This window comes from Burkholderia sp. Tr-20355, assembly GCF_017104685.1.
Lineage (GTDB): Bacteria > Pseudomonadota > Gammaproteobacteria > Burkholderiales > Burkholderiaceae > Burkholderia > Burkholderia seminalis.
Genome location: NZ_JAAGPK010000029.1, coordinates 1 through 14,696, shown reverse-complemented (window position 1 = coordinate 14,696; position 14,696 = coordinate 1). Strand labels below are relative to the sequence as shown.

Sequence of the window (14,696 nt, the reverse complement as noted above, 5' to 3'; positions counted from 1 at the left end):
GGGCCGTTGCACAGCTGTGCGGAGTTGCCCAGTTTACGTCCACTGTGATTACACACGAAGTGCGTGCGGATTCCGCGCGGTTATCCACAGCGTGGCGTGGATAACCTTGCGCGAAAAAATCGGGAGACTGTGCGCGATTCGCGTGCCGGTCAGCCGGCGGAGCCGACGCGGCGTGCGCGCAGTGCGCGGATCAGGAAGCGTGCGGGGTCGACGGCGTCGGCGAGTTCGCGCTCGAGCGGCCAGGGTTCGCCTTCGAGTTGCGATGCGATCAGTTCGGCGCCGAGCGCGGCCCACACGAGGCCGCGCGAGCCGAAGCCGAATGCGCCGTAGAGGCCGGGCGTACGCGGCAAATCGCGTGCCTGCGCACCGCCCAGCGCGCGGGCGTTCGCGAGCGCTCGCGTTTCGTCGGCCAGCGGGCCGAAGAGCGGCAGGCGGTCCCCGACGACCCAGCGGAATGCGACGCGGCCGCGCAGCGTGGCGGGATCCGGCAGCTCGCCGATCAGGCCGGGCAGCAGGTGCCGCACACGATCGAGGTTTTCAACGTGGCCGGCCGCGCGCATCGCCGGATCGACGTCGTCGGGCTCGAACGTGGCGCCGATCAGCAGCGTGCCGTCGTCGAGCGGCACCGCATATCCGTCGCCGATCGTCGGGCACGGCAGCGGCGCCGCGGTGCCCGGCGGCAGCAGCGTGAGCTGGCCGCGTACCGGCTGCAGCGCGACATGCTGCAGCCCGGCAAGACGCGCGGCGTCGCCCGCGTTCGCGAGCACGACGACGGGCGCTTCGGCGAGCGTCGCACCCGTATCGTCGAGCGCGTGCCATGCATCGCCGTGCCGCTCGAGCCGCGCGACGCCGCTGGAGGCAAGCAGGCGTACGCGCTCGCCGGCCGCCGCGTACTGCGCCGCGCACAGCGCGGCCGGCCAGACGGCGCCGCCGTGCGGAAACAGCAGGCCGCCATGTGCGACCGGCAGGTTCAGATGCGCACGCGCGGCGTCGGCATCGAGCAGCGTCACATAGTCGGACGGCGCGCCGAACGCGTCGAATGCGTCGCGCATCCGCGCGAAGTCGTCGGCCGATTCGGCGAGATGAATCATGCCGTGCGTGCTGCGCGCGAACGCATGACCCGCGCGTTCGAGTGCGCGCCAGCGTGCGATCGCGTGCAGGAAGCCGCTGCGCGTGAGGCGGCTCGCGACGTTGTCGTCGCGCGTCATCAGCGGATGGAATACGCCGGCCGGATTGCCCGATGCTTCGCTCGCGATCCGTTCGTGCCGTTCGATCAGCGTGACGTCCCAGCCGCGCGCGGCCAGGCGTTCGACGACCGCGCAACCGGCCAGGCCCGCGCCGATCACCAGCGCGCGACGCGTGGCAACCGTCAGCGCGCGCGGCGGTTCGTGCCGGCGCGAGCGCCAGCGCGGCGCATAATCGCCGACGAGCCGATCGTCGACTTCGCGAAAGATGAAACCTGTTTCGCCGAGTGCGTGCTTCATCTCGTCGGAACGTGCACGCGTTGCAAACGTCGCGGCGTCGCCGGCCATCTTCGCGAGCGCGCGGATCACGTCGGTCGATGACGCGGCGCCGTCGAGATAGAACGCGTCGGCCCGCACGACCAGCTTCTTCAGCATGTCGGCCGTATCGCCGAAGGCGAGCGTGAGCACCACGCGCCCTTCGTCGAATTCGAGCCGGTGCAGGCCGGGCACGAGCATCGGCCATGCGTCGATCAATGCATCGGCATCCGCGGATATGGTTGTGTTCGCAACGATATGGGAAACCGCGCGACGCAGGTCTTCGCGCGAAAACGGATGCGGTTCGACCGCGACGAAATGGAGCCGCTCGCAGCGCGACGGATCGTCGCGCCACGCGGCCCAGGTCGCGAGGAAGCCGGCGCCCGTGCCGAATTCCGTCGCGACGATCGTGAAGGTGCGACGCTGTCGCCAGCGAGCCGGCAGCCCGTTTTCCGCGATGAACGCGTGATGCGCGAGCGCGCCTGACGCACTGCGATGGAGCTCGCCGAACTCGGGCGAGACGAGCGTGCCGTCGTCGCGAGGCGCGAGCGTGGCGGGTACAAGTCGGTCGGGCATGCGAAACAAAAAACGTGGCAGCCAAGCCTGGCAAGGGATTGCGCGGAGCCGTCCGACCGGCCGTTGGAAAAGGGCAACGGGGCGGCGCACGGGCGGACCGCGCTGCGTATCCTGTCCGGTTGGCGCAGGTCAAAAAACGGGCAATCGACGATTCATTCGGCGAAATACCGATGAAAATCTTTGAAACCCTTGTCGTTATTGGGTTTGCGCTGCGCTATCATAGCAACGCCGTACCGCGGGGTGGCCGCCGGCAAGCCGGAGGGCGCGTCGCGCGGGCCAGGATTCGGCGCTGTGCCGTCGGAGTCTGACTCTCGACGGCACGGTTCGCGCACGTATAATCGGCGCGTTCGCGCTGTTCGTGTCAACCTAACCTGATAAAGGAACCTTAATGAACAAACAGGAACTGATCGACGCCGTCGCCGCCCAAACGGGCGCCAGCAAGGCTCAAACCGGCGAAACGCTGGACACGCTGCTCGAAGTCATCAAGAAGGCCGTGTCGAAGGGTGATGCGGTTCAGCTGATCGGCTTCGGCAGCTTCGGTTCGGGCAAGCGCGCAGCACGTACGGGCCGCAACCCGAAGACGGGCGAAACCATCAAGATCCCGGCAGCCAAGACGGTCAAGTTCACGGCTGGCAAGGCGTTCAAGGACGCCGTCAACAAGCGTTAAACCCGCGCCTGTTCCAACAAAAAACCCGCCTTTCGGCGGGTTTTTTGTTGGGCGCGCGCGGCATTTTCGCCACAGTCCGCGCCGCTCTTGCAAAAGTTAACGGTTACTTTTACAAGCCGTTACGACGCGGTCAGTCGTGCACGATCTGCGTGTTGCCGTGATCGTCGTCGTCGTGCGAATCGACGTCCCATGCGGGGAACGGATCGTCGAACGCGACCCAACCCGCCGCGCCGACCGCGAACTCCGCATCGGTCAGCAGGCACGCGTCGAGTTTCGCGCGCCACGCATCGGCGTCGAGCGCGATGCCGATCAGCACCAGTTCCTGCCGGCGATCGCCGACCGCGCGATCGTCGAGATCGCCCAGCCATTCGGCGCGGATTTCGCCGAGCAATTCGTCATCGTCCGGCCATTCCGCGCGATCCTGCGCGGCCCACCACAGCCCGGCCGGCCCATGCCGGCAGACGCCGCCAGCCTGCGACAGCGAACCGGCGATGTCGTTGCGCGTCGCGAGCCAGAAGAAGCCCTTGCTGCGCAGCACGCCCGGCCACTCCTGATGCAGCAGCGCCCAGAGGCGGGCCGGGTGAAACGGCCGGCGCGCGCGGTAAACAAAATTACCGATGCCGAATTCGTCGGCTTCGCCGTGCACGTGCGCATGATGTGCGTCATGGCAGTCGGGGTCGTCGCACTGCGTGTGATCGTGATCGAGCGATGCGAGCCAGCCGGGTGCGTTCGCCGCTTCGTCGAAATCGAAGCGGCCCGTGTTCAGCACTTCGTCGAGCGGCACGTTGCCGAACGTCGACACGACCTGGTGCGCGCGCGGATTGAGCCGCGCGAGAATGTGCTGCAGGCGGGCGAGATCGTCGGCGCCGACGAGGTCCGCCTTGTTGATCACCAGCACGTCGCAGAATTCGATCTGCTCGATCAGCAGCTCGACGAGCGTGCGGTCGTCGTCTTCCGACGCGGCGATGCCGCGCGTCGCGAGCGCGTCGTCGGAGCCGTAGTCGCGCAGGAAGTTGTAGGCGTCGACCACGGTGACGAGCGTGTCGAGCCGCGCGATCGACGACAGCGACGTCCCGTCGTCGTCGACGAACGTGAACGTTTCGGCGATCGGCATCGGCTCCGCGATACCGGTCGATTCGATCATGATCGCGTCGAAGCGGCCTTCGGATGCAAGGTTGCGGATTTCGACGAGCAGGTCGTCGCGCAGCGTGCAGCAGATGCAGCCGTTCGACATTTCGACGAGGCGTTCCTCGACGTGCGACAGCGCCTGCGCATCGCGCACGAGCGACGCATCGATGTTGACCGCCGCGAGATCGTTGACGATCACCGCGACTTTCAGGCCCGCGCGGTTCGCGAGGACGTGATTGAGCAACGTGGTCTTGCCGGCGCCGAGGAAGCCGGACAGCACGGTGACGGGCAACGGCTGGTTCATTGCCGGATTCATGATGATATGCACCAACGGAAAAGATGAAAAAGCGGCCGCGGCGCCCTTCCGGGGCGCGATCGGCCCGCGGACGGGCGAAGTTGCGGCGCGAGATCCGCATTGTGCATCAAACGGGCGCCGGCCGGCCGGCACCGGGTCGGGCCGCGACGCGGCGCCACGTCATTGCACGGGCGGCAGCAGCTTCCACTGCGACAGGATGCCGGCGATCTGCCGCGCATACTTGTCGCGCAGCGACGGGGTTTCCGAATGATAGGCGCCGACGGCCTGCCACGTGTTGCCGTAACGGTTCATCTTCTGCTTCAGATGCCACGCGGCGATGTAGACGTTCTTGCACGGTTCCATCAGCGTGTCGCGGCCGATGCCGTAGCGCGACAGCGCGGGCAGGTGAATCGAATTGATCTGCATCAGGCCGTAGTCGACCGAACCGTTCGTATTCTTGTTCAGCGCGCCGGGGCGGTTGCGCGATTCCTGCCACGCGATCGCGCGCAGGATCAGCGGATTGACCTGCTGGTATCTGGCCGCTTCGTCGAAACAATCCGCACGAGCGTTTGCGCTGGCGAACCACGCGCCAGCGGCGATCAACGCGATCGAAGCGAACCGTCGTCTGTTCATCGTGCGAAAACGAAAAGGAATTGCGCGAAGGTCGGGAAAACCCGTGCCTGTTATTAGTGCGACGAGAAACGCGCCGACCGTATCATACCGGCAGACCGTCAGATTGCGACATGCAGGAATACGGCAGCCCGGTTATACCGCATTTTCGTGTCGGTTCGTCGCGAATCGGGGGCGATGGCCGGCATGCGGCGGGCCGCCCCATCCTTACATATTGCATACGATTCGCCGGATCCCTGTCGTATGTGAGACAGTCCTCGGATCAATGTGATATTTCGGACATGAAAAACTGCTAATGTCGCCTCTTTCGGACTTGGATCCCAGCACTACCGCCGGAAGTGGCCTGAGCCGGCATCGACCCATTCATCCATGACAAGAAATCGCTTCGTTATGCGGCGCATTGCCACGACCCTCCTCGTCGCCGGCATCATCGTCTCGCAGGCCGCCTACGCTCAGGTCACGCTCAATTTCGTGAATGCGGATATCGACCAGGTCGCGAAAGCGATCGGCGCCGCGACCGGCAAGACCATCATCGTCGACCCCCGCGTGAAGGGGCAGCTCAACCTCGTGGCCGAACGGCCGGTACCGGAAGACCAGGCGCTGAAGACGCTGCAGTCGGCGCTGCGCATGCAGGGCTTCGCGCTCGTGCAGGATCACGGCGTGCTGAAGGTCGTGCCGGAAGCCGACGCGAAGCTGCAGGGCGTGCCGACCTATGTCGGCAATGTGCCGCAGGCCCGCGGCGACCAGGTGATCACGCAGGTGTTCGAACTGCACAACGAATCGGCGAACAACCTGCTGCCCGTGCTGCGCCCGCTGATCTCGCCGAACAACACGGTGACGGCCTACCCGGCGAACAACACGATCGTCGTGACCGACTATGCGGACAACGTGCGCCGCATCGCGCAGATCATCTCCGGCATCGACAGCGCCGCGGGCGCGCAGGTGCAGGTCGTGCCGCTGCGCAACGCGAACGCGATCGACCTCGCCGCGCAGCTGCAGAAAATGCTCGATCCGGGCGCGATCGGCAACAGCGACGCCACGCTGAAGGTGTCGGTCACGGCCGACCCGCGGACCAATGCATTGCTGCTGCGTGCGTCGAACGCCTCGCGCCTCGCGGCCGCGAAGCGCCTCGTGCAGCAGCTCGACGCGCCGAGCGCGGTGCCCGGCAACATGCACGTCGTGCCGCTGCGCAACGCCGATGCGGTGAAGCTCGCGAAGACGCTGCGCGGGATGCTCGGCAAGGGCGGCAACGACAGCGGCTCGTCCGCTTCGTCCAACGACGCGAACAGCTTCAACCAGAACGGCGGCTCGTCGTCGAGCGGCAACTTCTCGACCGGCACGTCCGGCACCCCGCCGCTGCCGTCGGGCGGCCTCGGCGGTTCGTCTTCGTCCTCGTCGTACGGCGGCTCGTCCGGCGGCGGCGGTCTCGGCACGGGCGGCCTGCTCGGCGGCGACAAGGACAAGGGCGACGACAACCAGCCGGGCGGGATGATCCAGGCCGACGCGGCGACCAACTCGCTGATCATCACCGCGTCCGATCCGGTTTACCGCAACCTGCGCTCGGTGATCGACCAGCTCGACGCGCGGCGTGCGCAGGTCTACATCGAAGCGCTGATCGTCGAGCTGAACTCGACGACGCAGGGCAACCTCGGCATCCAGTGGCAGGTGGCGAGCGGCCAGTTTCTCGGCGGCACGAACCTGAACCCCGGGCTGGGCCTGGGCAACAGCATCGTCAACCTGACGGCCGGCGGTTTGACCAACGCCGCCGGCGGGATCACCGGCGGCGGCCTGGCCTCCAATCTCGGGCAGTTGTCCCAAGGGCTCAACATCGGCTGGCTGCACAACATGTTCGGCGTGCAGGGGCTCGGCGCGCTGCTGCAGTATTTCGCGGGCGTGAGCGACGCGAACGTGCTGTCGACGCCGAACCTGATCACGCTCGACAACGAGGAAGCGAAGATCGTCGTCGGCCAGAACGTGCCGATCGCGACGGGTTCGTATTCGAACCTGACGAGCGGCACGACGAGCAATGCGTTCAATACGTACGACCGCCGCGACGTCGGCCTGACGCTGCACGTGAAGCCGCAGATCACCGACGGCGGGATCCTGAAGCTGCAGCTCTATACCGAGGATTCGGCGGTCGTCGCCGGCACGACCAGCGCGCAGACCGGCCCGACCTTCACGAAACGCTCGATCCAGTCGACGATCCTGGCCGACAACGGCGAGATCATCGTGCTCGGCGGCTTGATGCAGGACAACTACCAGGTGTCGAACAGCAAGGTGCCGCTGCTCGGCGACATCCCGTGGATCGGCCAGCTGTTCCGTTCCGAATCGAAGGTGCGCGCGAAAACCAACCTGATGGTGTTCCTGCGCCCGGTCATCATTTCCGATCGCAGCACCGCGCAGGAAGTCACGGCCAATCGTTACGACTACATCCAGGGCGTGACGGGCGCGTACAAGTCGGACAACAACGTGATCCGCGACAAGGACGATCCGGTCGTCCCGCCGATGCCGATCGGCCCGAGCCAGGGCGGCACGGCCGCGGGCAACCTGTTCGATCTCGACAAGATGCGTCGCCAGCAGGTACAGCGCCAGGTGGTGCCGGTGCCGGCCCAGCCGTTGCCCGAGGCGACGCCCGCGCAGCCGCAGAGCGTGCCGCAGCAGGCCGTGCCACAACAGCCGCTGACCGCCACGCCGGGAGCCTCGCAGTGAGCGACGTGCTCGCGTCTTCCGCCCACGACGGCGCGCCGGGCGAACGCCAGCCGCCGTCGCCGCTTGCCGCGCGGTTGTTGCCGTACGGCTTCGCGAAGAGCGGCCAGGTGCTGATCGCGCACCAGCTCGACGACACGCTCGAGGTGTGGATCAGCGAACGCACGAGCGATGCCGCGCTCGCGGAGATCGCGCGCAACTTCGGCTCGATTGCCGTGCACCACGTGCCGGCCGACGAGCTCGCGCAGGCGATCAACCAGGCGTACGCGCGCCAGGACGGCAGCGCCGCGCAGGTGGTCGGCGAGGTCGAAGGCGAAGTCGACCTGTCGCGGCTGATGCAGGACATCCCCGAAGTGGAGGATCTGCTCGAGTCGGAAGACGACGCGCCGATCATCCGGATGATCAACGCGCTGCTCACGCAAGCGGCGCGCGAACAGGCGTCGGACATCCACATCGAGCCGTTCGAGAATGCGTCGGTCGTGCGCTTTCGCGTCGACGGCACGCTGCGCGACGTCGTCCGTCCGAAGAAGGCGCTGCACGGCGCGCTGATCTCGCGGATCAAGATCATGGCGCAGCTCGACATCGCGGAGAAACGCCTGCCGCAGGACGGCCGCATCACGCTGCGCGTCGGCGGCCGGCCGGTCGACGTGCGCGTGTCGACGCTGCCGACCGGGCACGGCGAGCGCGCGGTGCTGCGTCTGCTGGAAAAGGATGCGCAGCGCCTGAACCTCGAGGCACTCGGGATGGGCCGCGACACGCTCGTGCAGTTCGACAAGCTGATCGCCCGCCCGCACGGCATCGTGCTCGTCACGGGTCCGACCGGCTCGGGCAAGACGACCACGCTGTATGCGTCGATGTCGCGGCTCGAAACCGCGACGACCAACATCATGACCGTCGAGGACCCGATCGAATACGACCTCGGCGGCATCGGCCAGACGCAGGTGAACGAGCGGATCGGGATGACCTTTGCCCGTGCGCTGCGCTCGATCCTGCGCCAGGACCCGGACGTGATCATGATCGGCGAAATCCGCGACCTCGAAACCGCGCAGATCGCGGTGCAGGCATCGCTGACGGGCCACCTGGTGCTCGCGACGCTGCACACGAACGATGCGGCGTCCGCCGTCACGCGCCTGACCGACATGGGCGTCGAGCCCTACCTGCTCGCGTCGTCGCTGCTCGGCGTGCTCGCGCAGCGTCTCGTGCGCCAGCTCTGCCCCGTCTGCAAGGAAGAGCGGCACGAGGACGGCCGCACCGTGTGGCATCCGGTCGGCTGCGACAAGTGCGGGCATTCGGGTTACGCGGGCCGGCGCGGCGTATACGAACTGCTGCTGGTCGACGAATCGATCCGCTCGCTGATCCATCGCAACGCGGCCGATGCCGAGATTCTCGCCGCCGGCCGCGCGGAAGGAATGCGCACGCTGCGCGACGACGCCGAGCGCTGGCTCGCGTCAGGCGCGACGTCGCTCGAGGAAGTGCTGCGCGTGACGGGAGGCGCATAGCGCGATGCCGGCATTCCGTTTCGAAGCAATCGATGCGGCGGGACGTGCGCAGAAAGGCGTCATCGACGCCGACAGCGCACGTGCCGCGCGCGGCCAGCTGCGCACGCAGGGGCTCACCCCGCTCGTCGTCGAGCCGGCCGCCAGCGCGACGCGCGGGGCGCGTTCGCAGCGGCTCGCGTTCGGCCGCAAGCTGTCGCAGCGCGAACAGGCGATCCTCACGCGCCAGCTCGCGAGCCTGCTGATCGCCGGGCTGCCGCTCGACGAGGCGCTCGGCGTGCTGACCGAGCAGGCCGAGCGCGACTACATCCGCGAACTGATGGCCGCGATCCGCGCCGAGGTGCTCGGCGGCCATTCGCTCGCCAATGCGCTGGGCCAGCACCCGCGCGATTTTCCGGAAATCTATCGCGCGCTCGTCGCGGCCGGCGAACACACCGGCAAGCTCGGCATCGTGCTGTCGCGTCTGGCCGACTACATCGAGCAGAGCAACGCGCTGAAGCAGAAGATCCTGCTGGCCTTCACCTATCCGGGGATCGTCACGCTGATCGCGTTCGGCATCGTCACGTTCCTGCTGAGTTACGTCGTCCCGCAGGTCGTCAACGTGTTCGCGAGCACGAAACAGCAACTGCCGATCCTCACGGTCGTGATGATGGCGCTGTCGGATTTCGTGCGGCACTGGTGGTGGGCAATCCTGATCGCTGTCGTGCTGGTTGTGTGGTTCGTGAAGGCGACGCTGTCGCGCGACGGGCCGAGGCTCGCGTTCGACCGCTGGGTGCTGACCGCACCGCTCGCGGGCAAGCTCGTGCGCGGCTACAACACGGTGCGCTTCGCGAGCACGCTCGGCATTCTCACCGCGGCCGGCGTGCCGATCCTGCGCGCGCTGCAGGCGGCCGGCGAGACGCTGTCGAACCGCGCGATGCGCGCGAACATCGACGATGCGATCGTGCGCGTGCGCGAGGGCTCCGCGCTGTCGCGGGCGCTGAACAACGTGAAGACGTTTCCGCCGGTGCTCGTGCACCTGATCCGCTCCGGCGAAGCGACGGGCGACGTGACGACGATGCTGGATCGCGCGGCCGAAGGCGAGGCGCGCGAGCTCGAACGCCGCACGATGTTCCTGACGAGCCTGCTGGAGCCGCTCCTGATCCTGGCGATGGGCGGCATCGTGCTCGTGATCGTGCTGGCGGTGATGCTGCCGATCATCGAGCTGAACAACATGGTGCAGTGACGTGGCGGCCTGACGGTCAGGCCGTCGCCGTTCAGCGCATGTAGATCGCGGGGGACGGCGTGTTCGCCGGGAGCTGGATTTCGGCGCGGGCGCCGTTGCGGTCGACGATGATCGAGCGCGGGCGGACCTCGGCGAGCTTCGCGCCGGGCGTGACGTCCGCGCCGAGCGACACGGCGCGCGGCGGTTCGCCGCCGACGCCGACGATCGCGGCACCGCCATGGTCGAGCGCGAGAATGCCGAACAGGTGGATGTCCTGGACGGGATTCTTGTCGAGCTGGCCGCCGAAGAGCGCCGCGGCGTCCTCGGTGCGGATCGGCAGCCGCGCGGCGGCGGCGGGCAGCGGCGCTTCGCGGGCCGACAGCGTGACGACCCAGTAGGTGGCCGTCGCGCACAAACCCGCGAAGAGGGCGAGGGAAAGGATCCGGATCGAGAGCGCGTTCATGCGCGCTATTGTACGGATGTATATGAAATTTGCGTTGGGTGAAAGCCCTCGACGATGCGCGCCTTACAATGCGTGCTCCGCGCCCGCGGGACCGGAAGCTTGCTGTCAGGCAATCGTCCGGTGCGCGGGGTGCGTCACTCAATCGACGACATTTTTTGGAAGAGGTAGTCAGTCATGCAAACGTGGATCACTCGCCGCAACGCGGCCGTGCGTCGTCAGCGCGGTTTCACGCTGATCGAGATCATGGTGGTGGTCGCGATCCTCGGGATCCTGGCGGCGCTGATCGTGCCGAAGATCATGAGCCGCCCGGACGAGGCCCGCCGCATCGCCGCGAAGCAGGACATCGGCACGATCATGCAGGCGCTCAAGCTGTACCGGCTCGACAACGGCCGTTATCCGACCCAGGAGCAGGGCCTGAACTCGCTGATCCAGAAGCCGACCACCGATCCGATCCCGAACAACTGGAAGGACGGCGGCTACCTGGAGCGTCTGCCGAACGACCCGTGGGGCAACGGCTACAAGTACCTGAACCCGGGCGTGCACGGCGAGATCGACGTGTTCAGCTACGGCGCCGACGGCAAGGAAGGCGGCGAAGGCAACGATACCGACATCGGTTCGTGGCAATAAGCCGGCACTGATCGGCCCGGCGTTTCACTCCCGTTCTTCATGCCCGCCATTCGCACGACCTCCCGCTGCGGTCGCGATCGCCGTGCGCGTCGCGGCGCGGTGTCGGCCGTACCGGCGCGTGCCCACGGCGGGCCGGTGAACCGCCGCGCGCCGCGTCGTCGCACGCGCGGCTTCACGCTGCTCGAAATGCTGGTCGTGCTGGTGATCGCGGGGCTGCTGGTGTCGCTCGCGTCGCTGTCGCTGACGCGCAATCCGCGCACCGACCTGCGTGAAGAAGCGCAGCGCGTCGCGCTGCTGTTCGAGACGGCCGGCGACGAAGCGCAGGTGCGCGCGCGGCCGATCGCGTGGCAGCCGACCGAGCACGGTTTCCGTTTCGACGTGAGTTCGCCCGACGGCTGGCGCACGCTGCGCGACGACCTGCTGCGCCCGCGCGACTGGGACGGCGGCGTCACCGGCGCCGAGATCGACTATCCGGGCTCCGACACGCAGGCGAGCCGCGTCGTGTTCGGCACCGAGAGCATCGACACGCCGGTGCGCGTGACGCTGCATTCGGCCGCCGGCAGCGCGACGATCGTCGGCACCGGCAACGGCCGCTACGAGGTGCAATGACGATGCGTCGTCGCCTGCCCTGTTCCGTTTCTTCATCGCGCGGTTTCACGATGATCGAGGTGCTCGTCGCCCTCGCGATCATCGCGGTCGCGCTCGCCGCGTCGATCCGTGCGGTCGGCACGATGGCGACCAACGCGTCCGACCTGCATCGCCGGCTGCTGGCCGGCTGGAGCGCCGACAACGCGCTCGCGCAGTTGCGGCTCACGCACGCATGGCCGGAGGTCGGCGAGCAGAGCTTCGACTGCTCGCAAGGCAACGTGCAGCTCGTCTGCACGCAGCGTGTGAGCACGACGCCGAACCCGGTGTTCCGGCGCGTCCGGATTTCGGTGAGCATGCCCGGCCAATCCGGCGTGCTCGCGCAGATGGTGACGGTGGTCGCGAATGAAACCAGCCGTCCGCTCTGACGCGCCGATGCGCCGCCTGTCCGCCCGCCGCGTCCGCGGCTTCACGCTGATCGAGCTGATGATCGCGATCGCGATCCTCGCGGTGGTCGCGATCCTCGCGTGGCGCGGGCTCGACCAGATCATGCGCGGCCGCGACAAGGTCGCGGCCGCGATGGAAGACGAGCGCGTGTTCGCGCAGATGTTCGACCAGATGCGCATCGACGCGCGGCTCGCCGCGACCGACGACGAAGCCGGCCAGCCGGCGATCGGCGTCGCCGGCAACACGCTGCAGATCGTGCGCGAACTCGAGGTGCCGGGCGCCGCGCCGCGGCTGCAGGTGGTCCGCTACCGGATCGCCGGCGGGCGCGTCGTGCGCTATGTGTCGCCGCCGATCGACGACGCGAACCGGCTGCGCACGATGCTGAAGGACAGCAGCGTCGAAGGCTGGAGCTGGGTCGCGCTGATGGGCGGCGTCGGCGCGATCGACGCGAAACTGTACGTGCCGCGCGTGGGCTGGACCACCAACCTGCAGACGGCCGACGACGCGCTCGCGCAGAACAACGACGCGCTCAAGGTGCCGCAGATCGGCAACGCGCCGCCGACGCGCGCGGTGACGGGGCTGCAGGTCAGCATCGGCGCGACGTCGCTGCGCGTGCCCGTCACGCGCATCTTCCTCGTCGGGGAATGACGATGCGCGCGCGCCGCTCCCGTCCGCCCTTCCGCAACCGCGGCAACCCCGCCGCCGGTCGCACGCGTGCCCGCCGCGAGCGCGGCGCGGCGATCATCACGGCGCTGCTCGTCGTCGCGCTGTCCGCGATCCTCGTCTCGGGAATGCTGTGGCGCCAGCAGGTGCAGATCCGCCGCATCGAGAACCAGCGGGTGATCGCGCAGGCGCAGTGGGTCGCGCGCGGCGCGCTCGACTGGACGCGGATGATCCTGCGCTCCGAAGGCGACACGGCGCCCGGCATCACCTATCTCGGCGGGATCTGGGGCGTGCCGATCGCGAAGACGAAGCTGTCGGATTTCCTCGGCAGGATCGGCGCGCCCAACGACAGCGGCGGCGAAGACACCTATATCTCCGGCTCGATCGAGGACGCGCAGGCGAAGTTCAACCTGCGCAACCTCGTGTCGTCGCCGGCGCCCGGCGTGCTGCAACTGAACGTCACGCAGCTCCAGGCCTTCCAGCGCCTCCTGACGACGCTCGGCTACGACGGCGCATTCGCGAAGCGCATCGCGCTGCAGGTGCGCGCGGGCCTGCTGCATTCGGCGACGCGCTTCCAGATGCCGAACCTGCCCGGTGGCGGCGGTACCGCGGCGAACGCCGTGACCGCGCCGGTCACGACCGACCAGGGCGGCGGCGGCTTCACCGACGATCCCGGTATGGCCGGCGGCGACCGCGGGCCGGCGCCGCTGATGATGACGAGCGTCGACAGTCTGCTCGACGTCGACGGCGTGACGCCCGAGATGGTCGCGCGGCTGCGCCCGTTCGTCACCGTGCTGCCGACCACGACACCGGTGAACATGAACACCGCGCCGGCCGAAGTGATCGCGTCGCTGGTGCCGGGGATGAGCGTGTCGTCCGCGCAGGCGCTCGTGTCGCGCCGCGAGACCGTGTTTTTCCGGAACGTCGGCGACGTGCAGCTTGCGCTGCGCGGCGCCGGCGCGCCGAACGTGACGATCGACTCGAGCCTCGTCGACGTCAATTCGAGTTATTTCATCGTGCATGGCCGGATCCAGCACGACCGGGCGGAGGTCGACCGCACCTCGCTCGTGTATCGTGATCCGACCACGCACTCGACGCGGGTCGTGCGTATCCGCGACCAGCTATAACGACGCCAATCGGGAGAGGAGCTCTTGTGAGCACGTTGATTGTTTCTTTGCCGCCGCGCGAGCCTGCCGTGCCGTTGCAGGAATGGCAGTGGCCCGAACTGCCGTTCACGCTCGTCGACAAGGCCGGCCAGGTGCAGCGCGCCGGACGCGCCGCGCTCGCGCTGCTGCCGCGCGCGAACGCGACGGTGCTGATCGTCGCCGCGCGCGACGTGCTGCTGCTGGCCACGGCCGTGCCGCCGCTGAAGGGGCCGAAGCTGCGCCAGGCGCTGCCCAACATCGTCGAGGACCAGCTGATCCAGGATCCGCTCGGCTGCCACATCGCGCTCGATCCGGTCGCGCTGCCCGACGGGCGCCGCGTGCTGGCCGTCGTCGATCGCGCGTGGTTCCGCAATGACAACCCTCGAACTGACACGACGTGACGCGATGCCGGCCGTTCAATCTCGACGCGTCACGTCGTGACAACCCTCGAACTGACACGACGTGACGCGATGCCGGCCGTTCAATCTCGACGCGTCGCTGTGGCGGTGACGGGAATCCATGCATTGTTCTACGCTGCCAGAGCCATTGTCCTGCCATGGCTGGT

13 protein-coding genes and 2 pseudogenes are annotated in these 14,696 nt (G+C 67.9%); 11 read left to right on the top strand and 4 right to left on the bottom strand.

Features of this window, described 5'->3' with window-relative positions; all coding sequences use genetic code 11:
- Positions 1 to 149: 149 nt before the first annotated feature.
- A complete protein-coding gene (mnmC, locus tag G3N62_RS10515) occupies positions 150 to 2,075 on the bottom strand; it encodes a bifunctional tRNA (5-methylaminomethyl-2-thiouridine)(34)-methyltransferase MnmD/FAD-dependent 5-carboxymethylaminomethyl-2-thiouridine(34) oxidoreductase MnmC (protein ID WP_124670661.1) in 1,926 nt (641 codons plus the stop codon).
- A 388-nt stretch (positions 2,076 to 2,463) separates the two neighbouring features.
- Here mnmC and G3N62_RS10510 point away from each other — a divergent pair, with 388 nt between their 5' ends.
- A complete protein-coding gene (locus G3N62_RS10510) occupies positions 2,464 to 2,742 on the top strand; it encodes an HU family DNA-binding protein (RefSeq protein ID WP_006401505.1) in 279 nt (92 codons plus the stop codon).
- A gap of 130 nt (positions 2,743 to 2,872) precedes the next feature.
- Here G3N62_RS10510 and G3N62_RS10505 read toward each other — a convergent pair whose 3' ends face one another.
- The gene (locus G3N62_RS10505) at positions 2,873 to 4,186 is read right to left on the bottom strand and encodes a GTP-binding protein (RefSeq protein ID WP_069705889.1); all 1,314 of its coding nucleotides are present in this window, start codon (positions 4,184 to 4,186) and stop codon (positions 2,873 to 2,875) included.
- Between the two features lie 159 nt (positions 4,187 to 4,345).
- Positions 4,346 to 4,798: a lytic transglycosylase domain-containing protein gene (locus G3N62_RS10500; protein WP_034188195.1), complete on the bottom strand. Its 453-nt coding sequence runs from the start codon at positions 4,796 to 4,798 to the stop codon at positions 4,346 to 4,348.
- Positions 4,799 to 5,164: 366 nt separating this feature from the next.
- On the opposite strand from G3N62_RS10500, the gene gspD reads away from it, so the two are divergent.
- The 3 genes from gspD to gspF are packed head-to-tail and all read left to right on the top strand — an operon-like array spanning position 5,165 to position 10,222.
- Positions 5,165 to 7,504, top strand: a complete 2,340-nt coding sequence (gene gspD / locus G3N62_RS10495; RefSeq protein WP_034188196.1) for a type II secretion system secretin GspD — start codon at positions 5,165 to 5,167, stop codon at positions 7,502 to 7,504.
- On the top strand, positions 7,501 to 9,000 hold the full coding sequence (gene gspE / locus G3N62_RS10490; protein ID WP_034188197.1) for a type II secretion system ATPase GspE: 1,500 nt from the start codon (positions 7,501 to 7,503) through the stop codon (positions 8,998 to 9,000). The genes gspD and gspE overlap by 4 nt, the downstream gene beginning before the upstream one ends.
- A 4-nt stretch (positions 9,001 to 9,004) precedes the next feature.
- Positions 9,005 to 10,222, top strand: coding sequence for a type II secretion system inner membrane protein GspF (gspF, locus tag G3N62_RS10485; protein WP_034188198.1), 1,218 nt, complete (start codon positions 9,005 to 9,007; stop codon positions 10,220 to 10,222).
- Between the two features lie 31 nt (positions 10,223 to 10,253).
- Here the strand turns inward: gspF and G3N62_RS10480 are convergent, their stop codons facing one another.
- The gene (locus tag G3N62_RS10480; protein ID WP_034188199.1) at positions 10,254 to 10,664 is read right to left on the bottom strand and encodes a type II secretion system protein N; all 411 of its coding nucleotides are present in this window, start codon (positions 10,662 to 10,664) and stop codon (positions 10,254 to 10,256) included.
- A 174-nt stretch (positions 10,665 to 10,838) separates the two neighbouring features.
- Between G3N62_RS10480 and gspG the strand changes: the two genes are divergently transcribed.
- The 7 genes and pseudogenes from gspG to G3N62_RS35930 form a co-directional block, all read left to right on the top strand.
- Positions 10,839 to 11,291 carry a type II secretion system major pseudopilin GspG gene (gene gspG, locus G3N62_RS10475; protein ID WP_034188200.1) on the top strand — a complete coding sequence of 151 codons (453 nt, stop codon included), beginning with the start codon at positions 10,839 to 10,841 and terminating at the stop codon, positions 11,289 to 11,291.
- Positions 11,292 to 11,330: 39 nt separating this feature from the next.
- Positions 11,331 to 11,900 carry a GspH/FimT family pseudopilin gene (locus G3N62_RS10470; protein WP_034188201.1) on the top strand — a complete coding sequence of 190 codons (570 nt, stop codon included), beginning with the start codon at positions 11,331 to 11,333 and terminating at the stop codon, positions 11,898 to 11,900.
- Positions 11,901 to 11,902: 2 nt separating this feature from the next.
- Entirely contained in the window at positions 11,903 to 12,304 is a 402-nt protein-coding gene (gene gspI, locus G3N62_RS10465; RefSeq protein ID WP_034188256.1) for a type II secretion system minor pseudopilin GspI, read from the top strand.
- Positions 12,282 to 12,971, top strand: a complete 690-nt coding sequence (locus G3N62_RS10460) for a prepilin-type N-terminal cleavage/methylation domain-containing protein (protein ID WP_124670662.1) — start codon at positions 12,282 to 12,284, stop codon at positions 12,969 to 12,971. The genes gspI and G3N62_RS10460 overlap by 23 nt, the downstream gene beginning before the upstream one ends.
- Positions 12,968 to 14,113 (top strand): type II secretion system minor pseudopilin GspK, encoded by a 1,146-nt coding sequence (gene gspK, locus G3N62_RS10455; RefSeq protein WP_226104012.1) that lies wholly within the window; start codon positions 12,968 to 12,970, stop codon positions 14,111 to 14,113. The genes G3N62_RS10460 and gspK overlap by 4 nt, the downstream gene beginning before the upstream one ends.
- Positions 14,114 to 14,139: 26 nt before the next feature.
- Positions 14,140 to 14,502, top strand: a pseudogene (gene gspL, locus G3N62_RS10450) (type II secretion system protein GspL); the annotation flags it as partial.
- Positions 14,503 to 14,568: 66 nt separating this feature from the next.
- Positions 14,569 to 14,696 (top strand): annotated as a pseudogene (locus G3N62_RS35930) (GGDEF domain-containing protein); the annotation flags it as partial.